We start from the raw sequence: 25,121 nt of genomic DNA, 5'->3' as shown, positions 1-25,121 counted from the left end.
CATGGCTCGACATGATCGAGAGGGCCGGGATGCGTATGCCCGGCAAGGGCAGGTTCACGCAATCGGGCCGGTTCCGCCACCCGGAGGACGGGAGGGAACCGGCCCGTGGGGCGGCTTTCCGCTAGTCGCGCGCGGGCTCCACGGAGTCCACGTCCTCGGCTGTACGGTCGAACCGGCCGTCCAGCCTGGAGACCAGCCCGGTGACCTGGCGGGCGATGTCCGGCGCGGTGAGGCCGATCTCGGCGAGCACCTCGGCGCGCGAGGCGTGGTCGAGGAAGCGGGGCGGGATGCCGAAGTCGCGCAGCGGCACGTCGACGCCCGCGTCGCGCAGGGCCTGGGCGATGGCCGAGCCGACGCCGCCGACGCGCGAGTTGTCCTCGACGGTGACGACGACCCGGTGGCGCTCGGCGAGCGGGGCCAGGGCCTCGTCGACGGGCTTGACCCAGCGGGGGTCGACGACGGTGGTGGAGATTCCCTGCCGGTCGAGCAGGCCCGCGATCTCCAGGCACATCGGGGCGAGGGCGCCCACGGAGACCAGCAGCACGTCCGGCCGGTCGGTGCCCGGCTCGCGCAGCACGTCCATCCCGCCGACACGGCCCACGGCCGGTACGGCGGGGCCGACGGCGCCCTTGGAGAAGCGCACCACGGTCGGCGCGTCCTCGACGGCGACGGCCTCGCGCAGCTGGGCCCGCACCTGGTCGGCGTCGCGCGGGGCGGCGAGCCGCAGCCCGGGCACGACCTGAAGGATCGACATGTCCCACATGCCGTTGTGGGAGGCGCCGTCGGTGCCGGTGACGCCGGCGCGGTCCAGTACGAAGGTCACGCCGCACTTGTGCAGGGCCACGTCCATCAGGACCTGGTCGAAGGCGCGGTTGAGGAAGGTGGCGTACACGGCGAAGACGGGGTGGACCCCGGCGTGGGCCAGGCCGGCCGCCGAGACGGCACCGTGCTGCTCGGCGATCCCGACGTCGTACACGCGGTCGGGGAAGCGCTTGGCGAACCGGTCCAGGCCGACCGGCTGCAGCATGGCCGCCGTGATGGCGACGACGTCCTCGCGCTCCTCGCCCAGCTTGACCATCTCGTCGCCGAAGACACTGGTCCAGTCGGCGCCGGAGGAAGCGATCGGCAGGCCCGTGTCGGGGTGGATCTTGCCGACGGCATGGAAGCGGTCGGCCTCGTCCTGGAGGGCGGGCTGGTAGCCGCGGCCCTTCTCGGTCAGGCAGTGCACGATCACCGGCCCGCCGAACCGTTTGGCCCGGGCCAGCGCCGACTCCAGCGCCTCGATGTCGTGCCCGTCGATCGGGCCGACGTACTTCAGGCCCAGGTCCTCGAACATGCCCTGCGGCGCGATGAAGTCCTTCAGGCCCTTCTTGGCGCCGTGCAGCGTCTCGTACAGCGGCTTGCCGACGACCGGGGTCCGGTCGAGGATCTCCTTGGTGCGGGTGAGGAAGCGCTCGTAGCCGTCGGTCGTGCGCAGGGTCGCCAGGTGGTTGGCGAGGCCGCCGATGGTCGGCGCGTAGGAGCGCTCGTTGTCGTTGACGACGATGACCAGCGGGCGGTCCTTGGCCTCGGCGATGTTGTTCAGTGCCTCCCAGGCCATGCCGCCGGTCAGCGCGCCGTCGCCGATGACGGCGACGACGTGGCTGTCCCGCTTCAGCAGCTGGTTGGCCTTGGCGATGCCGTCCGCCCAGCCCAGCACGGTGGAGGCGTGGCTGTTCTCGATGACGTCGTGCTCGGACTCGGCCTGCGAGGGGTAGCCCGACAGGCCGCCCTTCATCTTCAGCCGGGAGAAGTCCTGCCGGCCCGTGAGCAGCTTGTGCACGTAGGACTGGTGGCCGGTGTCCCACAGCACCTTGTCCTTCGGCGACTCGAAGACCCGGTGCAGGGCGATGGTCAGCTCCACCACACCGAGGTTCGGGCCGAGGTGGCCGCCGGTCTTGGACACCGCGTCGACGAGGAAGGTCCGGATCTCCTCTGCCAGCTGGTCGAGCTCCTCCAGGCTGAGCCGGTCCAGATCGCGCGGTCCCCTGATGCGGGTCAGCAGCGGCACCACGTGCCTCCTTGCAGTAGAGCTGATCGAGCTGTTGCCGGGCCTGACGAGTCTAATGTTCCGGCTTCGGCGCGCATGACAGCGCCCGGCACCTTTCGGGCGCCGGGCAGCCGCGAGGGGCGCGGGGTGCCGCCTGACCAGCCCTGACGGACCGGTCCGGCGGAACCACCGCGCCCCTCGCGGCGAGCGGGCGAATCGTTTACGCGCGCCCGGCGGCCTTCTGGCTGCGGCGGGACACCGAGTCGATGACCACCGCACCCAGCAGCACCGCGCCGGTGATCATGTACTGGATGGAGGTGTTCATGTTCAGCAGGTCCAGGCCCGTCTGGATCGACTGGATGACCAGCATGCCCAGGAGCGCCGACCACACCGAACCGCGGCCGCCGAAGAGGCTGGTACCACCGATGACGGCCGCCGCGATGGCGAGCATCAGGGTGTTGCCGCCGCCGGCGTTGAGCGTGGCGCTCGCGGTCTGGCCGGCGAAGAACATGCCGCCGAGGGCCGCGAAGCCGCCGGAGATGGCGAACACGGTGATCCGCACCATCGGCACGCTGATACCGGCGCGGCGCGCCGCCTCGATGCCGCCGCCGACCGCGAAGACCTTGCGGCCGTACGTGGTCCGGCGCAGCACGAAGTCCACGATCACCAGCGCCGCGAGGAAGATCACCAGGGCGTTGGAGACACCGGCGGAGCTGTTCAGCACCGCGGCGGCGACGAACGCGGCGACGGCGAGGGCGCCGACGCGCAGCAGGATCTCGCTGGTCGGCCGGAACGGCACGCCGGCGGCCTTGCGGCGGCGCTGCTCGCCGAGGTTGCCGACGAGGGAGAGCACCACGGCGAGGCCGGCCAGCAGGTAGGCGCCGACGATGGCCTGGTCCATGAAGAACGAGTTCTGGCCGAACAGGTGCACCGGGCCGGAGTCGTCCGGGATGTTGATCGTGCCGCTGGAGCCCAGCAGCCACAGCATCAGGCCGTTCCAGCCGAGGAAGCCGGCCAGGGTCACCACGAAGGCCGGCACGCCGATCTTCGCGAAGAACCAGCCCTGCAGCGCGCCGATGCCGACACCGGTCACGATGGTGAGGACGAGGGCCAGCCAGCCGTTCATGCCGTGGTTGACCACGAACACGGCGAACACCGTCGAGGCCAGACCGCTCACGGAACCGACCGACAGGTCGATCTCGCCGAGCAGCAGCACGAACACCAGGCCGATGGCGAGCATGCCGGTGGCCGAGAGGAAGTAGCTGATGTTCGACAGGTTGTCGGCGCTGAGGAACCGGCTGTTCTGCGACTGGAAGATGGTCCAGATGACGATCAGGCCGATGAAGACCGGCAGCGAACCGAGCTCACCGCCCTTGATCTTCCGCTTGAACTCGGTGACGTAGCCCTTCAGGCCCTCCTCGCGGACCAGCAGGCGCGGGTCGACCACCGGCACCGGAGCGGCGGTGGGGTCGTCGGCGGGGGCCACAGTGTCCTGCGCGCCGATCTTCTCGCTCTTGGGCGTGTCCTCGCCCTTCACGACGTTCGATGTGTCACTCACTTGGCCGCCTCCGTGGTGCGACGCTCCGCACGACGCGTCACGGCGTTGTCCGTGGCACCCGTGATCGCGGCGATGATCTCTTCGTGGCTGGTGCTCTTCACGGGGAAGGAGCCGTTGTTCTTGCCCAGGCGCAGGACGGCGACGGTGTCCGCGACCGCCTTGACGTCGGCCATGTTGTGGCTGATGAGGATGACGCCGAGGTTGCGCTCGCGCAGCCGCTCGACGAGGTCGAGGACCTGGGCGGTCTGCTCGACGCCGAGGGCGGCGGTGGGCTCGTCGAGGATGACGACCTTCGGGTCACCGATGAGGGCGCGGGCGATCGCGACGACCTGGCGCTGACCGCCGGAGAGGCTGGCGATCGGGATGCGCACGCTCGGGATGCGGATCGAGAGGGTGCTCAGCAGCTCGCGGGCCTGCTTCTCCATCGACACCTCGTCGATGACGCCCCGGTGCAGCAGCTCACGCCCGAGGAAGAGGTTGCCGACCACGTCGAGGTTGTCGCACAGGGCGAGGTCCTGGTAGACGGTCGCGACGCCGAGTCCCTGGGCGTCGTGCGGCTTGGTGATGCTGACGGGCCGGCCTTCCCACTCGATGACGCCCTCATCGATGGGGTGGACACCCGCGATCGTCTTGACCAGGGTGGACTTTCCTGCGCCGTTGTCGCCCACCAGGGCGACGACTTCTCCGGCGTGGACCTCCAGTTCGACGTCGGTGAGGGCCTGGACCGCACCGAATCGCTTGGAGACTCCGCGCAACGCCAGCACGGGCGTAGCGGACACGTGAACCATCTCCTTCGCCGCCTGACCGGCGGGGATGCCGCGCTTGGGGGACAGGCGCGGAGGGACGTGCTAGGCACGTGGTTTACAAGATGAACATGCGCGAAACCGCTGCCCTTGGCAACGGGTCCGTCCGACGCCCGCCCGGCAGCGGGGTAGGAAAGCCGGGACGGGCGTCGGAGGGGCTTCGCGGGTCCGCCGGTCGGTCACGGCCGCCTGGGCGGCCGGTTCCGGCGGAGGGGCGCTACTGCGAGCGGGTGACTACTGGAGGCCGGCGGCCTTGCAGGCCTTGGCGTAGTCGGCGGTGCAGATGTCCTGGACCGTGTACAGCTTGTCCTTGATCACCGTGTCCTTGATGTTGGCCTTGGTGACCGACACCGGGACCAGCAGCTGGGAGGGCACCTTGTCACCGGAGCCGCTGGTCAGCGTCTGGTTGGCGAGGGACTTGATGTCCTTGCCCTGGAGCAGGTTCACCGCGAGCTGGGCGGCGGCCTCGGCCTCCGGCTTGAACGCCTTGTAGACGGTGCTGGACTGGACACCGGCGACGATGCGCTGGATGCCCGCGAGCTCCGCGTCCTGACCGGTCAGCGGGATGCCGGAGATGCCGGCGCCCTTCAGCGTGGTGGCGATACCGCCGGCCATGCCGTCGTTGGCGGAGTAGACGCCCGCGATCTTCTTGGCACCGAGCTGGGTGATGGCCGCCTTCATCTTCTGGGCGGCGACCGTGTCCTTCCAGAGGCCCGACTGCTCGTAGGCGATGTCGACCTTGCCGTCGAGGGCCTGGTGGGCGCCCTTCTTGAACTGGCCGGCGTTCGGGTCGGCGTCGTCACCGTTGATCATGACGACCTTGGACTTCTTGGTCGCCTTGGAGCCGAGGGCGTCCAGCAGCGCCTGGCCCTGCAGCTCGCCGACCTTGACGTTGTCGAAGGAGACGTAGGCCGAGACCGGGCCCTGGGCGAGGCGGTCGTAGGCGACGACCTTGATGCCCTTGTTGACGGCGGTCTGGATCGAGGACTTGATCGCGGCGGAGTCCTGGGCGCTGACCACGATGACCTTGACGCCCTTGGTGATCATGCTGCTGACCTGCTGGGCCTGCTTGGCGGCGTCACCGGCGGCGTTGGCGTACTCGACGTTGCAGTCGGAGCACAGGTCCTTGACCTTGGCCTCGAAGTACGGCTTGTCGAACTTCTCGTAGCGCGCGGTCACGCTGTCGGGAAGCAGCAGACCGATGGTCTTGCCGCCACCGGAGGAGCTGCTGCCGGAGTCGTCCTTCTTGTCGCCGGCCTTGCCACAGGCGGCCATCGACAGGGCCATCGAAACCGCCGCGGTTCCGATCACGACTCTACGCATCGTTGCGTTCATTTGGGGGTGCCTCCCTGACAGGGCCGCAGCGCTGCGGCCGAGGTGGCTGGAAGTCAACTCGGCCACACGTGCGACGTCAAGAAGTAAATACTTAACGAGATGGCAACGGCGTCATGCGTTCTCTAAGTGAAGGCGAGGGCGGAGACGGGTGCAGCTCCGTCCAGAAGGGTCGAATCGCCCATCTCGCTGAGCGCCAGGGCGAGCGCCCCCAGCACCTCCGCACGGCCACCCAACGCCCCTGGGAGCACGGAGAGTTGACGCGCCGCGCTGGGGATGGCGTAGCGGCTGACGGACTCCCTGATGGGCCCCAGGACCAGCTCTCCGGCCTCGGCGAGATCGCCGCCGAGCACGACCCGGCTCGGGTTCAGGAGGTTGCACAGGTTGGCCACCCCGCTGCCGATGTGACGGCCGACGTCGGCGATCACCCGACGGCAGCCCGGATCCCCGTCCCGGGCCAGCCGTACGACGCCTTCCATCGTCAGGTCGGTGCCGTGGCTGGGCTGGAGCAGCGGGAGCACGTAGCGCGCGGCCGTGAAGGTCTCCAGGCAGCCGCGGTTCCCGCAACGGCAGACCGGGCCGGATTCGTCGAGTGTAATATGCCCGATTTCTCCTGCCGTGCCGCCCGGGCCGCGATAGATGTGCCCGTTGATCACCAGACCGGCGCCGACACCGCTGGCGACCTTGATGTAAGCAAGATCACGTACGCCCTTGCCGCTGCCCCAGACCAGCTCGCCGAGGGCGCCGAGGTTGGCGTCGTTGTCCACGTGCACGGGCACGCCGAGCCGCTCGCGCAGCTCCTCGGCGGGCTTGGTGCCGCCCCAGCCGGGGAGGATCGCGGTGGAGCCCAGGGTGCCCGACTCGACGTCGATCGGCCCGGGTACGCCGAGCCCGACGCCCGCCACCTTGGTCCGGTCCACCCCGGTCGCGTCGATCAGGCGGTTGACCAGTTGCTCCGCCCGGTCGAAGCCCTGGGTGGAGGAGGCGTCGACGTCGAGCGGCTCGGACTCCTCGGCGAGCACCTGGTGCGCGAGGTTCCCGATCGCGACGCGCAGGTGGGTGTGGCCGAAGTCCACGCCGATCACGATGCCGGCGTCCCCGCTGAGCGAGACGCTGCGGGCCCGCCGCCCGCCCGCCGACGTGGGCGTGACCTCGACGGTCCCGCCGTCCTTCAGTTCGCGCACGATGTTGGAGACCGTCGCGGCGGACAGGCCGGTCGTCCGCGCGATCTCCGCCTGCGTGAGCGACCCGGCCAGCCGCACGGCCCGCACGACTCTTTCCAGGTTGGCTCGGTGCAGCGACGACTGCGACCCCGGAGTCTCCATCGACCCATCCACTCCCGCCATCGGACGGGCGGCCCCTGTCGCCGCCCGTGGCCCAGGTCACATCCGCGGAACCGGGCCACTTACAAGTTATGAACTCCAAGCTCGGCTGTACGGGTTACCGCAGTCAAGTCCTTGACGGAAATCGCTGTCACTTCCGTGGTTCCGCCGACGACACCCGCGGGCCACCTCCGCGCCACCTCGACGCAGGCGGGGGCGGGTGACCGGGGGTCCGCGGGGCGGGTGTCCGAGGTGTACCGGAAGGGGTGAGGCGGGCTCGGCCGGATCGTTCAGCCGTGGAAGGTACGCGGCGGGGTGCCGGGCCGGGGCGGCCGGGCGGAGGCCGCTCGGCCCGGCGGGTCCGGGGTCCGGGACGCGAGAGAGGCGGGCCGGAAGGGAGCCGGGCAGGGCTGTCCGGGGCGCACCGCGGACGCGGGTCCGCCCGGCCACCTGGCGAAGGTGAGGTCCCTGGCCGACGACGCGGCGCGATCGTTCAGCCGCGGAAGGGATGCGGCGCCCGCGGCCGGACGACGCGGAACCGGGAACCCCGAGCCCCGTGCCGCGGCGAACGGGTGGCCGGGCGCGCGGCGCGCCGGCGGGCGGCAGTGGCGGAGATCCGCGCGACAGGGGGGCCGGGACATCCGGACAGAGGGTCGTGATGATCCTCGGGCGCGTGACCGAAGGGCTCGAACGCGAATCACTTGTGCAAAGCGGCGTGCTGCCGGGGCGCCGAGGCGGAGGTCGCCGGAGCCAGGCCCTCACGAGCTGCGGGCCACCCGCCCAGGGTTCCGGTGGCCAGGTGGTCCCAGCGGCCCGGTGGCCAGGGTGGCCGCGGTGGGCGGTCGGCCAGGGGCCAGGGGGCTCGGGCGACCCCGGGCGGCTCGGAGGCGCGGACAGCCCGATGCCCGGGTGGTTCGAGAGGCGCGAGAGGGCCGCAGACCCCCGTGCCCCGGAAGCCCGGAGGCCACAGGCCCCGGCGGCCCGAGAGGCGCGAGAGAGTGCGGTCGGCCTGGAGCCGCTCCGGTCGCCGAGTTCACCGAGGGCGACCGCAGACCCCCGCGGCTCAGAGGCGCGAACGGCCACAGGCCCAGGCGTGACGGGTGGTCCCGTCGGGTCACCGGGGCCGGAAGGCCGGCGCGCTCCCGGCGCCTGGGTGGCCCGATACGCCGCCGCCCGGCCGGCCGCGGCGGGGGGCCGGCGGCCACCGCACCAGCCGCCTGCCGCGTGACGCGAGGGCCGATGGTTCGCCGGGCCCCGATGGCGCAGAAGGCCCAGGCGGCGCGGGACCACGGCCACACCGGGCCCGGCTCCCCCGCACCCCGGGCCCGTGAGGGGTGCCGGGGCGGCCCGCCCCGGCCCGGGTAGGCCGGACGCTACTTCAGCGCACCCGCCGTCAGCCCCGCGACCACCTGGCGCTGGAAGACGATGTACGCCGCCAGCACCGGGAGCATCGCCATCACCAGACCCGCGAACAGGCCGGACCAGTCGCCCTTGTAGCCCTGGCTGACCGCCAGCTGGACCAGACCCTGGGTGAGGACGCGCTTGTCGGGGTCGGTGTTGAGGACCGTGGGGAGCATGTACTGGTTCCACTGGCCCAGGAAGTTGAAGATGCCCACGCTGATCAGGCCCGGCTTCGCCATGGGCAGCATGATCTGGAAGAACGTGCGGGTGTGGGAGGCGCCGTCCACGAAGGCCGCCTCCGCCACCGACGTGGGCAGGGTGCGGAAGAACGCCGTCAGGAAGAACACCGTGAAGGGCAGCGAGTAGGCGATGTAGACCAGGATCAGGCCGTGGATCGTGTTGAGCAGGCCCATGTTGTTCACGACGTAGAACAGCGGGACCAGCGCCAGCATGATCGGGAAGCTCATGCCGCCGATGAACAGGTAGTAGATGAACCGGTTGCCGGGGAAGTCGAAGCGCGCGAGGACGTAGGCCGCCATCGAGCCGAGGACCAGGGTGCCGATGAGCGAGCCGCCGACCACCAGCACGGTGTTCAGGAAGTAGTCGCTCATGTTGGCGTCGGTCCAGGCCCGCGCCCAGTTGTCGAAGTGCAGCCGGTCCGGCAGCGACCACGGTGAGCCGAAGATGGAGCTGTCGTCCTTGAAGGACGTCATCACCGCCCACAGCAGCGGCGTCACCACCATGATCGCCCAGATGACCAGGATGCCGTGGGAGAAGACGTTGAGGACGGTGCCCTCGCTCTTCTGCCCGGAGGGGCGCGCGGCGGGCGTCACCTCCACCTTCGACACGGTCTGGCCCCCGGACTCGGCCGGCAGCGGGGCGGGGGTCTCGGTCGTCTTCATCGGTTCAGAACTCCAGCCGCTCGCGACGGCCCAGCCGCATCACGATCGCCGCGAACGCGAGCGTGACGACGAGCAGGGCGACGCCGATGGTGGTGGCGTAGGCGGCCTGACCGTCCCGGAACGCCTTCTGGTACACGTACAGGACCATCACGGTCGTCGAGTAGTCCGGGCCGCCCGGGCCGGTCGTCGTGATCTGGACCACCGCGAAGGACTCCGCGCCGAGCGCGAGGATGCCCATGTAGACCCAGCCGGACTGCACGGTGTCCCACAGCAGCGGCAGGGTGATGCGGAAGAACGTGGCGGCGCGGCTCGCGCCGTCCAGCAGCGCCGCCTCGTACAGTTCGGCCGGGATCGAGGCCATGCCCGCGGAGAACAGGACCACGAAGAACCCGACCGTGGACCACACGAGCACCGCCATCACGCACCACAGCGCGAGGTCCGGGTCCCCCAGCCACAGCGGCTGCACGCTGTCGAGCCCGATCCCGCGCAGCAGCGAGTTGATCGCACCGCTGTCCGGGTTGTACGCGAAGGCGAACAGCAGGGAGACGATCGCGATGGACAGCACCTGCGGGAAGAAGTAGACGATCTTGTAGAAGGACGAGCCCCGGACCCCGGAGATCACGGGGCCGCCCCTCCTGTGCCGTCCGCCCACATTGATCATGAAGGCGAAGAACAGCGCCAGACCGAGTGTCACCAGAGGCAGCACCAGGGCGAAGAGCAGGCTGTGCTGGAGCGACTTCCAGAAGATGTCGTCGTCGAGCATCCTCTTGTAGTTGTCGAAGCCGACCATCCTGAATTCGGGGCTGAGGCCCGTCCAGTCCGTGAACGAGTAGTAGATGGACTGGATGAACGGCCAGACCACGAAAAGCGCGTACAGTCCGAGGGGCAGTGCCAGAAACCCCACAATGAACCGGTACTTGCCGTGCTGCATCGCCACTCCGGTGCGTCAGGGGGTGCTGGTCACTGGTGCTTGTAGTGCTTGATCGAGGTGTCCTTGGCGGCCTCGTCGGCGAATCCCTGGATTTTCCTGATGGCCTCGGCGGGGGTGAGCCGGCCGGCCATCATCTCGCCGAGACCGGCCACACCGATCTTCTCCTTCTGCAGCTGTACGTACCAGTCCTGGATGCGCGGATTCACCACGTTGGACCCGGCCTTCTGCAGCGCCGCCACGCCCGACTTCAGCCCCGGGGTGAGGCTGATGCCGGAGGTGCCGCCGTTGTAGGCGGTCAGCGACTTCACCTTGGCGGTGAAGTTCTTCGAGGACGCCTCCGAAAGCATGATGCGCAGCTGCTCCATGCCGCCCTCGGCGTTCGCCGCCTTGGCCGGCACGATGAAGGGCTCGCCGCCGGAGGCCCAGATGGTGCCGAACGGCATCTTGTCGGAGGAGTCGATGCCGGTGGGCGCCGAGACGGCGAGGTCGAAGTCGGCCGGGATGACGTTGGCCGACTCGTTCTCCACCCAGGAGCCGTTCGGGATGAACAGCGCCTTGCCCTTGGCCCAGGCGGTCTGGGACTGGATGTGGTCCAGACCCGGGGTGCCCTTGAGGATGTAGCCCTTCTTGTAGAGCTCGTAGTAGGCCTCGAAGCAGGCCTTGACCGCCGGGTGCTTCCAGGCGTTCGGCTCCAGGTTGTCGATGGCGTCGAGCACCTCGCGGCCGCCGACCTTGCCGATCATCGGGTACAGCGAGAAGGGGACGTAGTACGGGTACTTGCCCGCGTACGTCCAGCCCGCCATGCCCTTCTTCTTGGCCTTCTCGCAGACCTTGAGCATCTCGTCCCAGGTCTCCGGGTACGTCGCGTCGAGCGAGTCCAGGGCCTTCTGCGAGTACCACACGCCGTAGACCGTGTAGGCGTAGTACAGGATCCACACCGGCTTGCCGTCGAACTGGCCCATCTCCACGATGCCGGGGCGCAGCGTGTCGCGGACCTTCTTGTTCGGGTCGTCGTACGACGGCGCGTCGAGCAGCGGGGTGAGGTCCGCGAGCTGGTTCTTGCCGACGAGCACGCCCATGTCCATCTGCTCGGCGCCGGAGTTGTCGATGAGGTCCGGCGGGTTGCCCTGGTTGAAGCGGGGCTGCAGGGTGGACTGGATCTTCTGGGTGGCGGAGAACTTCACCGTGGCCTTGGGGAAGTCCTTCTGATAGACCTTCACCGCGTCCTGGGCGTACTCCTTGCCGAAGCCGCCGTCGAAGAGGACGAATTCCATCTTCGCGGTCTCGTTGACGCCGAGCGGGTTCTTGGCGGTCTTCTTGCCCGTTTTCGCCTTGTCCTGCCCGCTGCCGCCGCTGCTCGCGCAGGCGGACAGCAGGCCCATTCCGGGGGCGGCGACCAGGCCCAGCGCGGCGGAGCGCTTGATCAGATCGCGGCGACCGACACCTTCGCCACCGTGGTGCTCAGTGGATCCCATGCTCAAGTCCTCGCCTTCTCCAGGACTCAGGCGGTGAACCGGATCCTCCCCGGCACCGCGGTCGGGTAGTGCAGGGTCGTACGGGAAACGCCGACAGGTATAGTCCACTTCCGGCCGACGGAGCAAGATCGAATGCAAGGTTGGCCATGGGTCTTTTCCGAGTTGAGACCTGCCGGAAATATGAGCGCCCCGCGGACGGCCGACCGGAAGAATTTCCGACATAAGACCCTGAATGCCACACCCAACACCCTTGACATCAACGGCCACTTGACCACTTACTGGTTCCTGCGCACCGAGATAGACAACGTTGTCCACCGCGGTCGCAGGAGGGGAATCCGTAGATGCAGCGGAGAACTCGGCACAGATTCGGTCCGGCGGTCGTCCTCACGGCCGCCTTTGTCATGGCCGCCGGCGCGCAGGGCGCCGCGGTCGCCCTGCCGGAGCGGGCTCCGGCCGCCGGCCAGGAGTTCGCGTCCTCGTTCGAACCGGGTGAGCCGGCACCCGACTGGCTGAACACCGTCGACACGGGAGCCGACGGCGGCCGGCGCGCCTCGGGCGTGGACGGCGGCTACACCTCGGGCATCCCGGGGAATCTCTCCGACCACGTGACCGAGGTCCGGGCGAGCGGGGAGAACGCGGGCGCGGGCGAGGTGAAGGAGAACCTCGTCGACGGCGAGCCCGGCACCAAATGGCTGACCTTCCGGCCCACGGGCTGGGTGGAGTTCGACCTGGACAAGCCCGTCAAGGTGGTCACGTACGCGCTCACCTCGGCCAACGACTTCGACGAGCGCGACCCGAGGGACTGGACGCTCGAGGGGTCGGCGGACGGCAAGGACTGGAAACCCGTCGACACCCGTACGGACGAGTCGTTCGCGGGGCGGTTCGAGACGCGGTCGTTCGACGTCGCCCGGCCGGCCGAGTACCAGCACTTCCGGCTCGAGGTGACCCGCAACAACGGCGCCACGGGCGTGCTGCAGATCGCCGACGTGCAGTTCTCCACCGGCGGCGCGGGCGGTCCGGTGCCGCAGGACATGCTGACGCTGGTCGACCGGGGCCCGAGCGGCTCGCCGACGGCGAAGGCACGGGCCGGTTTCACCGGGCAGCGGGCCCTCAGGTACGCCGGACGGCACACCGCGGGCGGCCGGGCGTACTCGTACAACAAGGTCTTCGACGTCGACGTGCGCGTCGGCCGCGACACCCGACTGGCCTATCGGGTCTTCCCCTCGATGGCCGACGGCGACCGCGACTACGACGCCACGAACGTCTCCGTCGACCTGGCCTTCACCGACGGCACGTACCTCAGCGACCTCGGCGCGACGGACCAGCACGGGTTCCCGCTCTCGCCGCGCGGGCAGGGCGCGGCGAAGGTGCTGTACGTCAACCAGTGGAACGACGTGGCCTCGCGGATCGGCTCGGTGGCGGCCGGGAAGACGGTGGACCGGATCCTGGTGGCGTACGACTCCCCCGACGGCCCGGCGGAGTTCCGGGGCTGGATCGACGACGTGAGCCTGCGGCCGGTGGCACCCGAGAGGCCGAAGGCGCACCTGTCGGACTACGCGCTCACCACCCGCGGCACCAACTCCAGCGGCAGCTTCTCCCGCGGCAACGACTTCCCGGCGACCGCGCTCCCGCACGGCTTCAACTTCTGGACGCCGGTGACCAACGCGTCCTCACTCAGCTGGCTGTACGAGTACGCACGTGCGAACAACGACGACAACCTGCCCACCCTCCAGGCGTTCAGCGCGAGCCACGAGCCGAGCCCCTGGATGGGCGACCGGCAGACCTTCCAGGTGATGCCGTCGGCCGCCGCCGGCACCCCGGACACCGGCCGGGAGGCGCGCGCGCTGCCGTTCCGGCACGAGAACGAGACCGCGCGGCCGTACTACTACGGCGTCCGGTTCGAGAACGGCCTGAAGGCGGAGATAGCCCCGACCGACCACGCGGCGGCCCTGCGCTTCACCTACCCGGGCGCGAACGCGAGCGTGCTGTTCGACAACGTGACCGAGCAGGCGGGCCTCACCCTGGACCGGGAGCACGGCGTCGTCACCGGCTACTCGGACGTGAAGTCCGGCCTGTCCACGGGCGCCACCCGCCTCTTCGTCTACGGCGAGTTCGACAAGCCGGTGACGGGCGGCGGCGCCGGTGGTGTGAAGGGCTGGCTCCGCTTCGACGCGGGGAAGGACCGCACGGTCACCCTGCGCCTGGCCACCTCCCTCGTCGGCGTGGACCAGGCCGAGGACAACCTGCGCCGGGAGATCCCGGCGACGGCCTCCTTCGACACCGTCAGGGACCGGGCCCAGCGGGTGTGGGACCGGCTGCTGGGCAAGGTGCGGGTCGACGGCGCGACCCCGGACCAGCTCACCACGCTGTACTCCAGCATGTACCGGCTGTACCTGTACCCGAACTCCGGCTTCGAGAAGGTGGACGGCCGGGACCGGTACGCATCGCCGTTCTCCCCCATGCCGGGCCCGGACACCCCGACCCGCACCGGCGCGAAGATCGTCGACGGCAAGGTGTACGTGAACAACGGCTTCTGGGACACCTACCGGACCACGTGGCCGGCGTACTCCCTGCTGACACCTGCTCAGGCGGGCGAGATGACGGACGGGTTCGTGCAGCAGTACCGGGACGGCGGCTGGATCTCGCGCTGGTCCTCCCCCGGGTACGCCGACCTGATGACCGGGACCTCCTCGGACGTGGCCTTCGCCGACGCGTACGTCAAGGGCGTGCGGTTCGACGCGAAGGCGGCGTACGACGCGGCGCTGAAGAACGCGACCGTCGTCCCGCCGTCCTCCGGCGTGGGCCGCAAGGGCATGAGCACCTCGCCCTTCCTCGGCTACACCGGCACCGACACCCACGAGGGCCTGTCCTGGGCGATGGAGGGCTACGTCAACGACTACGGCATCGCGAAGATGGGCGAGGCGCTGTACCGGAGGACCGGTGAGAAGCGCTACCGGGAGGAGTCGGCGTACTTCCTCGACCGCGCCCGGAACTACGTACACCTGTTCGACGCCAAGGCGGGCTTCTTCCAGGGCCGCGACGCGGACGGGAACTGGCGGGTGGACTCCGCCGCGTACGACCCGCGGGTGTGGGGCTACGACTACACCGAGACCAACGGCTGGGGCTACGCCTTCTCCGTCCCGCAGGACAGCCGGGGCCTGGCGAACCTGTACGGCGGCCGGCGGGGCCTGGCCGACAAGCTCGACGCGTACTTCGCCACCCCCGAGACGGCCTCCCCGGACCACGTCGGCTCCTACGGCGGTGTCATCCACGAGATGACCGAGGCCCGGGACGTCCGCATGGGCATGTACGGCCACTCCAACCAGGTGGCGCACCACGTGATCTACATGTACGACGCGGCCGCCGAGCCCTGGAAGGCGCAGGCCCGCGTCCGCGAGGTGCTCTCCCGCCTCTACACGGGCAGCGAGATCGGGCAGGGCTACCACGGCGACGAGGACAACGGCGAGCAGTCGGCCTGGTACCTCTTCTCCTCGCTCGGCTTCTACCCGCTGGTCATGGGCAGCGGCGAGTACGCGATCGGCTCCCCGCTGTTCACGAAGGCGACCGTGCACCTGGAGAACGGCCGCTCCCTCGTCGTCCGGGCCCCTCGCAACAGCGCGGCGAACGTCTACGTTCAAGGCGTGAAGGTGAACGGCCGCCCCTGGACGTCGACGTCCCTGCCCCACGCGCTGCTGGCCGAGGGCGGGGTGGTGGAGTTCGCCATGGGCCCGAAGCCCTCCGCCTGGGGGACGGGCCGGGGCGCGGCCCCGGTGTCCGTCACGCAGGACGACGAGGTGCCCGAGCCGCGCGCGGACGTGCTGCGGGGGGACGGCCCGCTGTTCGACGACACGTCGGCCACGGCCGCCACGGTCCGCCGGGTGCGCCTGCCGGTCGGCCGCCCGGTCAGGCCCGTCCAGTACACGCTGACCTCGTCGGCCGACCGCACCGGGGCGCCGGCCGGCTGGAAGCTGCAGGGTTCCGTCGACGGCCACGCGTGGAAGACGCTGGACCGCCGTTCCGGGGAGTCGTTCCGCTGGGACCGGCAGACCCGCGCCTTCACCATCGCGGCGCCGGGTACGTACGCCAGGTACCGCCTGGTCCTCGACGGCAGGTCCACGCTGGCGGAGGTGGAGCTGCTGGCCTGAGGACCCCGTCGGGCGTGACCCGGTGCGCCACCGGGTCACGCCCGGCGCGGCTCAGCCGACCCGGCAGGGCAGGCCGGTGGTGCCGTCGCCGCCCGATCCGCGGACGGTGTAGCCGAAGGTCGTGCTCCTGCCCGGACTCAGCGAGCCGTTCCAGTCGGCGTTGTGGACCATCACGTCCTGCCCGGTGTAGGTGGCGTCGCCGTTCCAGACGCTGTCCACCGCCTGTCCCGCGGGCAGCGTCCAGTCCACCATCCAGCCGAGCATGGGCACGTCACCGGTGTTGGTCACCGTCACCTCGGACTGGTAGCCGCCCGGCCAGGTGCCGGTCGTGGTCCGGGTGGCGGTGCAGGCGCCGGGCGGGGGCTCGGTGGGGTTGCCCGGGTCGTGGACGCCGGTGACCTCGCCGTGTCCGCCGTCGAAGACCACGTCGGAGCAGGAGTAGAAGGTCTCCGCGCTGTCCGAGCGCTGCCACACCATGTAGATGATGTGCCGTCCCGACTTGCCGGACGGCAGCTTGCCCGACCAGGAGTAGTTGGCCTCGACCGTGCCCGGCGTGCCGTTCAGCGGCGGGTGGTCGACCGTGAGGAACGGCTGGTCCTCCACGTCGTTCCAGGTGAGCGGCTTGGTCGGATCGTAGCCGTCCTTGGTGACGTAGACGCGGAACGAGCCGGGATGCGCCGCCCAGGCGTTGTAGGAGAAGTCCGTCGTGGCGCCGGCGGTCAGGTGGGTGACCGGCCAGTCGTCGCGGGCGAGGTCGAAGCCGGCGAAGTTGGGGTTGCCGCCGCTGCACAGCCGACCGTCCGGAACGAAGCCCCGGGTGCGGCCGGCGCCATCCGAGCGGAGCACCGAGAACCAGTTGTAGAACGGCGTGGTGCCGCCGGCCTGCTGGGCCGCCTTGCAGGCCGGGTTCACGGGCTTGATCTCGCCGGTGTCGGTGAGCGCGTCCTGCCAGCACAGGAAGGTGCGGCTGCCCGGCTTCACAGGCGTGCCGTGGGCGGCTGCCGGGGTGCTCGCGGCGAGGACCAGCCCGAGTGCGGGCAGGGCGGTCAGCAGGGCCAGGAGGGTGAGGAAGAGGGCTCTGCGGGGAGAGCGGTGCGGTAATCGCGGGCGTCGTGCCGCCCCGCCGGCCATGATTGTCGTAGACATGACAGCTTGTCCTCCGGATGCCGTGGGGGGAGGGGGGCGGGAGCGGACCCGTGCGACCCCGGCGGGTTCCGGTCCACCGGGACCGCGGCACTGACATGTGGGAGCGCTCCCACCCCTTGGCCACAGAAGTTAGCGCGCCCAACGCGGACTGTAAACGCTCACCGCGACTGCTGTGACAGAACCGCGAGGCCGTAGCCACCCGGGAACGGCCAGTGCTAGAAATGTCGCATGTCGGACCCATTCGCCCGATTCAAGCGCCCCTCCTGGCGGTCCCTGATCCGCAGGAGCCGGCGCAGCGTCGCCGGGCAGGTCTTCCTGCTCCAGCTGGCCCTGGTGGCACTGCTCGTCGTGTGCGCGGTCATCGCCCTCGTCATGCAGTCGGACCGCGACACCAGCACGGAGGCCAAGCGGCGGTCCATAGCCGTCGCGCAGACCTTCGCGCACTCCCCCGGTGTCGTGCAGGCGCTGCGCACCCCCGATCCGACGAAGGTGCTCCAGCCGCTCACCGAGGCCGGGCGCCGGTCGGCGGGCGTCGACTTCATCGTGGTCATGAACACGAAAGGCATCCGCTACACCCACCCCATGCCGAGCAAGATCGGCAAACGGTTCGTGGGCACGATCGGCCCGTCGCTCGCCGGGAAGGTCTACACCGAGAGCGTCCACGGCCCCCTCGGCCACGAGGTGCAGGCGACCGTGCCCATCGACGACGCGCAGGGCCATGTCGTCGCCCTGGTCTCCGCCGGGCTCAAGGTGAAGAACGTGACCAGCGAGATGGACCGGCAGCTGCCGCTCATCCTGGCCGCGGGGGCGGTGGCGCTCGTGGTGGCGTCGGGGGTGACGATCCTGGTGGGCCGGTGGCTGCGGCGGCAGACCCGCAGCCTGGCCCCGGACGAGATGACCCGCATGTACGAGCACCACGACACGGTGCTGCACTCGGTGCGCGAGGGCGTGCTCATCGTCGGTGAGGACGGGCGGCTGCTGCTCGCCAACGACGAGGCCAGGCGCCTGCTGGAGCTGCCCCCGGAGGCCGAGGGCCGTCACGTGCGGGAGCTGTCGGGTCTCGACGCCGACATGGTGGAGCTGCTGGACTCCGGGCGGACGGCCACCGACGAGGTCCACTTCGCCGGGGGACGGCTGCTGGCGGTGAACCAGCGGCCCACGGAGCGCCCGGGATGCCCTCAGGGCATTGTGATGACCCTCCGGGACTCCACCGAGCTCCAGGCGGTCTCCGGCCGGGCGGAGGTCACCCGGGAGCGGCTGGAGCTGCTGTACGACGCCGGGCTGGGCATCGGCACCACCCTGGACGTGGTCCGCACCGCCGACGAGCTGGCGCGGGTCGCCGTGCCGCGGTTCGCGGACTTCGTCACGGTGGACCTGGCCGACGCCGTGCTGCACGGCGAGGAGCCGGCGCCCACGGCGACGGACCTCAGACGCGTCGCCGTGAGCGGCATCCGCGACGACCATCCGCTGTACGAGAAGGGCCGGCTGATCGACTTCGTGCCCTCCACCCCGCAGGCCCGCGGCTACGGCGGCCGGTCCGAGCTGGTGGCCGACCTGACGACCGCCGACGGCTGGTTCGCGCAGGACCCGCAGCGCACCCGGCAGATCCTCGACTTCGGCATCCACTCGCTCATCGCGGCCCCGATCCGGGCCCGCGGTGTCGTCCTGGGCATCGCCAACTTCTGGCGCTCCAAACGGGAGCCCTTCGACGCGGAGGAGCTGTCGCTGGCCGAGGAGCTGGTGGCCCGGGCCGCGGTCAGCATCGACAACGCCCGCCGGTACACCCGCGAGCACGCCCTGGCCGTCACCCTGCAGCGCAGCCTGCTGCCGCGGGCCCTGCCCGAGCAGAGCGCCCTCGACGTCGCCTACCGCTACCTGCCCGCCCAGTCGGGGGTGAGCGGCGACTGGTTCGACGTGATCCCGCTGCCGGGCAGCCGGGTGGCGCTGGCCGTCGGCGACGTGGTCGGGCACGGCCTGCACGCCGCCGCGACGATGGGCCGGCTGCGCACCGCGGTGCACAACTTCGCCACCCTCGACCTGCCGCCCGACGAGCTGCTCGGCCACCTGGACGACCTGGTCGGCCGCATCGACCAGGACGAGGCGGGCGCGGAGCCGGCCGCGGAGATCGTGGGCGCGACCTGCCTGTACGCGATCTACGACCCGGTGACGCGCCGCTGCGTCATGGCGCGGGCCGGGCACCTGGCGCCCGCGCTGGTCCTTCCCGACGGCACCGCCGAGTTCCTCGACCTGCCGGCCGGGCCGCCGCTGGGACTGGGCGGCATGCCGTTCCAGACGGCCGAGGCGGAGATCCCCGAGGGCAGCCGCCTGGTGCTGTACACCGACGGCCTCGTCGAGGACCGCAGACGTGACCTCGACGAGGGCATGGAGCTGCTGCGCCGGGCGCTGGCCGGTCATCCGGGGCGGTCGCCGGAGGAGAGCTGCCGGGCGGTGCTGGGGGAGCTGCTGCCCGAGCGCCCCAAGGACGACGTCGCCCTGCTCGTCGCCGAGACCCGGGCGCTGCCGGCCGACCGCGTCGCCGACTGGGACGTGCCCCGCGAGCCGGCCGCCGTGTCGGGGATGCGCCTGGCGGTCTCCGAGCGGCTGGAGCAGTGGGGCCTGGCCGAGCTGGGCTTCGGCATGGAACTGGTGCTGAGCGAGCTGATCACCAACGCCATCCGCTACGGCAGCGACCCGGTGCACGTCCGGCTGATCCACGACCGCACGCTCATCTGCGAGGTCGCCGACGGCAGCAGCACCTCGCCGCACCTGCGCTACGCCGCGACGACCGACGAGGGCGGGCGCGGCCTGTTCCTGGTCTCCCAGCTGGCCGAGCGCTGGGGCACCCGCTACACCCCGCAGGGCAAGGTCATCTGGGCGGAACTGGCGCTGCCGGACCTCACGGAGGCGCTGCCCCTGGAGGTGCCGGACATGTGACGAGGGCCGCACCCCCGGTTCCGGGGATGCGGCCCTCGACGTGGCCGTGCGGCCTACTTGCGGATCAGGCTGCGCAGCACGTACTGCATGATGCCGCCGTTGCGGTAGTAGTCGGCCTCACCGGGGGTGTCGATGCGGACCACCGCGTCGAACTCGACACCGGTGTCGGTGGTGACCTTGACCGTGCGCGGCGTGGTGCCGTCGTTCAGCTCGGTGACGCCGGTGAAGGAGAAGGTCTCCTCGCCGGTCAGGCCGAGGGACTCGGCGGACTGGCCCTCCGGGAACTGCAGCGGGAGCACGCCCATGCCGATGAGGTTCGAGCGGTGGATGCGCTCGTACGACTCGGCGATGACGGCCTTGACGCCGAGGAGCGCGGTGCCCTTGGCCGCCCAGTCGCGGGACGAGCCGGAGCCGTACTCCTTGCCGGCCAGGACGACCAGCGGGGTGCCGGCGGCCTGGTAGTTCTGCGAGGCGTCGTAGATGAAGGCGACCGGGCCGCCCTCCTGCGTGAAGTCGCGGGTGTAGCCGCCCTCGGTGCCCGGCGCGATCTGGTTGCGCAGGCGGATGTTGGCGAACGTGCCGCGGATCATGACCTCGTGGTTGCCGCGGCGCGAGCCGTAGCTGTTGAAGTCGCGGCGCTCCACACCGTGCTCGGTGAGGTACCGGCCGGCCGGGGTGTCGGCCTTGATGGCACCGGCCGGGGAGATGTGGTCGGTGGTGACCGAGTCGCCGAGCTTGGCCAGGACGCGGGCGCCGGAGATGTCCTGGACCGGCTCCGGGTCGGTGCCCATGCCCTCGAAGTACGGGGGCTTGCGGACGTAGGTGGACTCCGCGTCCCACTCGAAGGTGTTGCCGGTCGGGACCGGGAGCGACTGCCACTGGGCGTCACCGGCGAAGACGTCGCTGTAGGACTTGGCGAACATGTCCTCGCCGATGGCGGCGGCGACGACCTCGTTGACCTCGGCCTCGGAGGGCCAGACGTCCTTCAGGAAGACGTCGTTGCCGTCCTGGTCGGTGCCGAGGGGCTCACGGGTGATGTCCACCTTCATGGAGCCCGCGATGGCGTACGCGACGACCAGCGGCGGGGACGCCAGGTAGTTCATCTTGACGTCGGGGTTGATGCGGCCCTCGAAGTTGCGGTTGCCGGAGAGGACCGAGACCACGGCGAGGTCGTTGTCGTTGACCGCCTGGGAGACCTCCTCCGGCAGCGGGCCGGAGTTGCCGATGCAGGTGGTGCAGCCGTAGCCGACGAGGTTGAAGCCCAGCTTGTCCAGGTACGGGGTGAGGCCGGCCTTGTCGAAGTAGTCGGTGACGACCTTCGAGCCCGGGGCGAGGGTGGACTTGACCCACGGCTTGCGGGTCAGGCCCTTCTCGACCGCCTTCTTGGCGACGAGGGCGGCGCCGATCATGACGTACGGGTTGGAGGTGTTGGTGCAGGAGGTGATGGCCGCGACCGTCACCGCACCGTGGTCCAGCTCGTACGACGTGCCGTCGGGGGCGGTCACCGTCACCGGGTTGGACGGGACGGCGCCGGTGCCCTGACCGTGCTGCGGAGCGCCGGCACCGTTCTCCTGGTGGCCGTAGGCCGGGGCGTCGGAGGCCGGGAAGGACTCGGCGCTCGCCTCGTCGACCACGGAGGACGCGGCGTCCGGCGACTGGGCGACGGGGGCCTCGACGTAGTTGAGGACGTCCTTGGCGAACTGCTGGGCGGCCTCGGCCAGGACGATGCGGTCCTGCGGGCGCTTCGGGCCGGCGATCGACGGGACGACCGTGGACAGGTCCAGCTCGAGCTTCTCGGAGAAGTCCGGCTCGGCCTTCGGGTCCAGCCAGAGGCCCTGCTCCTTGGCGTAGGCCTCGACGAGGGCGACCTGCTGGTCGCTGCGGCCGGTCAGGCGCAGGTACTTGAGGGTCTCGTCGTCGATCGGGAAGATCGCGGCGGTGGAGCCGAACTCCGGCGACATGTTGCCGATGGTGGCGCGGTTGGCCAGGGAGGTGGCGGCGACGCCCTCGCCGTAGAACTCGACGAACTTGCCGACCACGCCGTGCTTGCGGAGCATCTCGGTGATGGTGAGCACGAGGTCGGTGGCGGTGGTGCCGGCGGGCAGCTCCCCGGTCAGCTTGAAGCCGACGACACGCGGGATGAGCATGGAGACCGGCTGGCCGAGCATGGCGGCCTCGGCCTCGATGCCGCCGACGCCCCAGCCGAGGACGCCGAGGCCGTTGACCATCGTGGTGTGCGAGTCGGTGCCGACCAGGGTGTCCGGGTAGGCCTTGCCGTCGCGGACCATGACGACGCGGGCCAGGTGCTCGATGTTCACCTGGTGGACGATGCCGGTGCCGGGCGGTACGACCTTGAACTCGTCGAAGGCGGTCTGGCCCCAGCGCAGGAACTGGTAGCGCTCCTTGTTGCGGCCGTACTCCAGCTCGACGTTCTGCTTGAAGGCCTCGTGGGTGCCGAACTTGTCGGCGATGACGGAGTGGTCGATGACCAGCTCGGCCGGGGCCAGCGGGTTGATCTTGGCGGGGTCGCCGCCGAGCTCCTTCACGGCCTCGCGCATCGTCGCGAGGTCCACGACGCAGGGCACGCCGGTGAAGTCCTGCATGATCACGCGGGCCGGCGTGAACTGGATCTCCTGGCTGGGCTGGGCCTGGGAGTCCCAGCCGCCGAGGGCGCGGATGTGGTCGGCGGTGATGTTCGCGCCGTCCTCCGTGCGGAGCAGGTTCTCCAGCAGGACCTTGAGGCTGTACGGCAGGCGGGCCGAGCCCTCCACCTTGTCCAGCCGGAAGATCTCGTACGACTCGTCGCCCACCTGCAGCGTGCTGCGGGCGTCGAAGCTGTTCGCCGACACGACAGTCTCCTTCATTGATGTGCGCGTACCACCGTCAATCGTGCCGCCACGCCGACTCGGCCGGGCCAGTGAGGCAGGGCTAAGTCAGGTGACCCTTATCAGGGTGGCGGCTGCGGTGCGCCTCGGCAGATATCTCGATGTCGAGATAACTCTAGTACATGGGGGCCGACTGGTCATGTCCGGCCGGGCCCGGCGGCGCCGTTTTCCGGTGGCGTGCGCCACAGGCGGGAGCCCGCCGCGCGCTGGTCCGGCACGGGGAGTCATCTGTACGCGCGGACGGGGTAAGCGAGTTGAGCAGCACACAGCCCGTGAACCCCCAGAAGGAGGCGTCGATGGCGCTCACTTTCCGCAAGAGCTTCCGGATCCTGCCCGGAGTGCGGCTCAACATCAACCGGCACTCCTGGTCCATCACGACCGGCGGCAAGAACGGCCCGCGGTACACCAGCAGCAGCACCGGACGTCGTACGACATCGATGGATTTGCCCGGACCTTTCGGGTGGCGTCGCACCCGTACGAGCAGGAGCCGTTGACGGGGCGTCACCCGAACGGCCCCCCCCAGGAGGCGCCATCTCATATGTGAGATAACCTCAGCCTCATGTCAGACGACTACCTCGTACGCATCGGCAAGCTCATCCGTGACGCCCGGCAACACCGTGGCTGGACACAGGCGCAGCTCGCGGAGGCGCTCGGTACCAGCCAGAGCGCGGTCAACCGTATCGAGCGCGGCAACCAGAACATCAGCCTTGAGATGATCGCCCGAATCGGTGAAGCGCTGGACAGCGAGATCGTGTCGCTGGGCTACGCGGGTCCGATGCATCTGCGGGTGGTGGGCGGCCGCCGGCTGTCCGGCGCCATCGACGTGAAGACCAGCAAGAACGCGTGCGTGGCCCTGCTGTGCGCCTCTCTCCTGAACAAGGGGCGCACGGTGCTGCGCCGGGTGGCGCGGATCGAGGAGGTGTACCGCCTTCTGGAGGTGCTCGGCTCCATCGGCGTGCGCTCCCGCTGGATCAACGACGGCGTCGACCTGGAGCTGGTGCCGCCGGCCGAGCTGGAGATGGCGGCCATCGACGCGGAGGCGGCCGTCCGCACCCGCTCCATCATCATGTTCCTCGGTCCGCTGCTGCACCGCATGGACCACTTCAAGCTGCCGTACGCCGGCGGCTGCGACCTCGGCACCCGGACCATCGAGCCGCACATGATCGCGCTGCGCCGGTTCGGCCTGGACGTAGCGGCCACCGAGGGCCAGTACCACGCGCAGGTGGACCGCACCGTCCGGCCCGGCCGCCCGATCGTGCTGACCGAGCGCGGCGACACGGTGACCGAGAACGCGCTGCTGGCCGCCGCCCGGCACGACGGCGTCACCGTCATCCGCAACGCCTCCTCCAACTACATGGTCCAGGACCTGTGCTTCTTCCTGGAGGCGCTGGGCGTGAAGGTGGAGGGCATCGGCACCACCACGCTCACCGTGCACGGCGTGCCGAACATCGACGCCGACGTCGACTACTCCCCCTCCGAGGATCCGGTCGAGGCGATGAGCCTGCTGGCCGCCGCCGTGGTGACGGAGTCGGAACTGACGGTGCGCCGGGTGCCGATCGAGTTCCTGGAGATCGAGCTGGCGGTCCTGGAGGAGATGGGCCTCGACCACGACCGGTCGCCGGAGTACTTCGCGGACAACGGCCGCACCCGCCTGGTCGACCTCACCGTCCGCCCCTCCAAGCTCGAAGCGCCGATCGACAAGATCCACCCCATGCCCTTCCCGGGCCTGAACATCGACAACGTCCCGTTCTTCGCGGCCATCGCGGCCGTCGCCTCGGGCCAGACCCTCATCCACGACTGGGTCTACGACAACCGCGCCATCTACCTGACCGACCTCAACCGCCTCGGCGGCCGCCTCCAGCTCCTGGACCCCCACCGGGTCCTGGTCGAGGGCCCGACCCGCTGGCGCGCCGCCGAGATGATGTGCCCGCCGGCCCTGCGCCCGGCCGTCGTCGTCCTGCTGGCGATGATGGCGGCGGAGGGCACGAGCGTGCTGCGCAACGTGTACGTCATCAACCGGGGTTACGAGGACCTCGCGGAGCGGCTGAACTCGATCGGGGCGCAGATCGAGATCTTCCGGGACATCTGAAGCTCCAAGGAAAAGTAGCGCGAATCCCCTCCTGAACCGCACAAACGCGGGGCAGGAGGGGGCCTCCGGGTATCCCTGGGACTTTTCCGGGGCTTCTGGCCGCGGAGCAGGAGCGGGTGCGGGCGTCGGGGGTGTGGGCCACGGCGGCGGGGGTGGCCAGGGTGCGGGC

14 protein-coding genes are annotated in these 25,121 nt (G+C 70.3%); 4 read left to right on the top strand and 10 right to left on the bottom strand.

Features of this window, described 5'->3' with window-relative positions:
• Positions 1-121 precede the first annotated feature (121 nt).
• The 8 genes from dxs to ngcE all read right to left on the bottom strand — a co-directional run bounded on the left by dxs (position 122) and on the right by ngcE (position 11,753).
• On the bottom strand, positions 122-2,050 hold the full coding sequence (gene dxs / locus AQJ66_RS00850; protein ID WP_061916584.1) for a 1-deoxy-D-xylulose-5-phosphate synthase: 1,929 nt from the start codon (positions 2,048-2,050) through the stop codon (positions 122-124).
• A 199-nt stretch (positions 2,051-2,249) separates the two neighbouring features.
• The gene (locus AQJ66_RS00845; protein WP_061914840.1) at positions 2,250-3,587 is read right to left on the bottom strand and encodes a sugar ABC transporter permease; all 1,338 of its coding nucleotides are present in this window, start codon (positions 3,585-3,587) and stop codon (positions 2,250-2,252) included.
• Positions 3,584-4,375 (bottom strand): ATP-binding cassette domain-containing protein, encoded by a 792-nt coding sequence (locus tag AQJ66_RS00840; RefSeq protein ID WP_079060003.1) that lies wholly within the window; start codon positions 4,373-4,375, stop codon positions 3,584-3,586. Before AQJ66_RS00840 ends, AQJ66_RS00845 begins: the two co-directional genes overlap by 4 nt.
• Positions 4,376-4,624: 249 nt before the next feature.
• Positions 4,625-5,725, bottom strand: a complete 1,101-nt coding sequence (locus AQJ66_RS00835) for a sugar ABC transporter substrate-binding protein (RefSeq protein ID WP_244162706.1) — start codon at positions 5,723-5,725, stop codon at positions 4,625-4,627.
• 122 nt (positions 5,726-5,847) lie between these two features.
• Positions 5,848-7,047 (bottom strand): ROK family transcriptional regulator, encoded by a 1,200-nt coding sequence (locus AQJ66_RS00830; protein WP_061914830.1) that lies wholly within the window; start codon positions 7,045-7,047, stop codon positions 5,848-5,850.
• Positions 7,048-8,417: 1,370 nt separating this feature from the next.
• Complete coding sequence (locus tag AQJ66_RS00825; protein ID WP_061914828.1) at positions 8,418-9,347, bottom strand: carbohydrate ABC transporter permease; 930 nt, start codon at positions 9,345-9,347, stop codon at positions 8,418-8,420.
• Between the two features lie 4 nt (positions 9,348-9,351).
• Complete coding sequence (locus tag AQJ66_RS00820; RefSeq protein WP_061914826.1) at positions 9,352-10,278, bottom strand: carbohydrate ABC transporter permease; 927 nt, start codon at positions 10,276-10,278, stop codon at positions 9,352-9,354.
• A gap of 29 nt (positions 10,279-10,307) precedes the next feature.
• On the bottom strand, positions 10,308-11,753 hold the full coding sequence (gene ngcE, locus AQJ66_RS00815) for an N-acetylglucosamine/diacetylchitobiose ABC transporter substrate-binding protein (protein WP_061914823.1): 1,446 nt from the start codon (positions 11,751-11,753) through the stop codon (positions 10,308-10,310).
• 341 nt (positions 11,754-12,094) lie between these two features.
• On the opposite strand from ngcE, the gene AQJ66_RS00810 reads away from it, so the two are divergent.
• The gene (locus AQJ66_RS00810; protein WP_244162705.1) at positions 12,095-15,898 is read left to right on the top strand and encodes a GH92 family glycosyl hydrolase; all 3,804 of its coding nucleotides are present in this window, start codon (positions 12,095-12,097) and stop codon (positions 15,896-15,898) included.
• Between the two features lie 51 nt (positions 15,899-15,949).
• Here AQJ66_RS00810 and AQJ66_RS00805 read toward each other — a convergent pair whose 3' ends face one another.
• Positions 15,950-17,029, bottom strand: coding sequence for a lytic polysaccharide monooxygenase auxiliary activity family 9 protein (locus tag AQJ66_RS00805; protein ID WP_061914818.1), 1,080 nt, complete (start codon positions 17,027-17,029; stop codon positions 15,950-15,952).
• Positions 17,030-17,272: 243 nt separating this feature from the next.
• On the opposite strand from AQJ66_RS00805, the gene AQJ66_RS00800 reads away from it, so the two are divergent.
• Positions 17,273-19,978 (top strand): SpoIIE family protein phosphatase, encoded by a 2,706-nt coding sequence (locus tag AQJ66_RS00800; protein WP_079060000.1) that lies wholly within the window; start codon positions 17,273-17,275, stop codon positions 19,976-19,978.
• A 53-nt stretch (positions 19,979-20,031) separates the two neighbouring features.
• On the opposite strand, the gene AQJ66_RS00795 is transcribed toward AQJ66_RS00800, so the two are convergent.
• Positions 20,032-22,827 (bottom strand): aconitate hydratase, encoded by a 2,796-nt coding sequence (locus AQJ66_RS00795; protein ID WP_061914817.1) that lies wholly within the window; start codon positions 22,825-22,827, stop codon positions 20,032-20,034.
• Between the two features lie 332 nt (positions 22,828-23,159).
• Here AQJ66_RS00795 and AQJ66_RS36770 point away from each other — a divergent pair, with 332 nt between their 5' ends.
• Both AQJ66_RS36770 and AQJ66_RS00785 read left to right on the top strand, forming a co-directional pair.
• Positions 23,160-23,357 (top strand): DUF4236 domain-containing protein, encoded by a 198-nt coding sequence (locus AQJ66_RS36770; protein WP_079059999.1) that lies wholly within the window; start codon positions 23,160-23,162, stop codon positions 23,355-23,357.
• A gap of 65 nt (positions 23,358-23,422) precedes the next feature.
• A complete protein-coding gene (locus AQJ66_RS00785) occupies positions 23,423-24,952 on the top strand; it encodes a helix-turn-helix domain-containing protein (protein WP_061914811.1) in 1,530 nt (509 codons plus the stop codon).
• Positions 24,953-25,121 lie beyond the last annotated feature (169 nt).

This window comes from Streptomyces bungoensis, assembly GCF_001514215.1.
Lineage (GTDB): Bacteria > Actinomycetota > Actinomycetes > Streptomycetales > Streptomycetaceae > Streptomyces > Streptomyces bungoensis.
The sequence above is the reverse complement of the archived record's forward strand: the minus strand, read 5'-3'. Positions and strand labels throughout refer to the sequence as shown.

What these genes read in the sequence shown, in the direction of transcription:
- AQJ66_RS00840 (WP_079060003.1), bottom strand. Translation starts at nt 4,375, where the DNA reads ATGGTTCACGTGTCCGCTACGCCCGTGCTGGCGTTGCGCGGAGTCTCC.
- AQJ66_RS00835 (WP_244162706.1), bottom strand. Translation starts at nt 5,725, where the DNA reads ATGAACGCAACGATGCGTAGAGTCGTGATCGGAACCGCGGCGGTTTCG.
- AQJ66_RS00830 (WP_061914830.1), bottom strand. Translation starts at nt 7,047, where the DNA reads ATGGAGACTCCGGGGTCGCAGTCGTCGCTGCACCGAGCCAACCTGGAA.
- AQJ66_RS00825 (WP_061914828.1), bottom strand. Translation starts at nt 9,347, where the DNA reads ATGAAGACGACCGAGACCCCCGCCCCGCTGCCGGCCGAGTCCGGGGGC.
- AQJ66_RS00820 (WP_061914826.1), bottom strand. Translation starts at nt 10,278, where the DNA reads ATGCAGCACGGCAAGTACCGGTTCATTGTGGGGTTTCTGGCACTGCCC.
- ngcE (WP_061914823.1), bottom strand. Translation starts at nt 11,753, where the DNA reads ATGGGATCCACTGAGCACCACGGTGGCGAAGGTGTCGGTCGCCGCGAT.
- AQJ66_RS00810 (WP_244162705.1), top strand. Translation starts at nt 12,095, where the DNA reads ATGCAGCGGAGAACTCGGCACAGATTCGGTCCGGCGGTCGTCCTCACG.
- AQJ66_RS00805 (WP_061914818.1), bottom strand. Translation starts at nt 17,029, where the DNA reads ATGGCCGGCGGGGCGGCACGACGCCCGCGATTACCGCACCGCTCTCCC.
- AQJ66_RS00800 (WP_079060000.1), top strand. Translation starts at nt 17,273, where the DNA reads ATGTCGGACCCATTCGCCCGATTCAAGCGCCCCTCCTGGCGGTCCCTG.
- AQJ66_RS36770 (WP_079059999.1), top strand. Translation starts at nt 23,160, where the DNA reads ATGGCGCTCACTTTCCGCAAGAGCTTCCGGATCCTGCCCGGAGTGCGG.
- AQJ66_RS00785 (WP_061914811.1), top strand. Translation starts at nt 23,423, where the DNA reads ATGTCAGACGACTACCTCGTACGCATCGGCAAGCTCATCCGTGACGCC.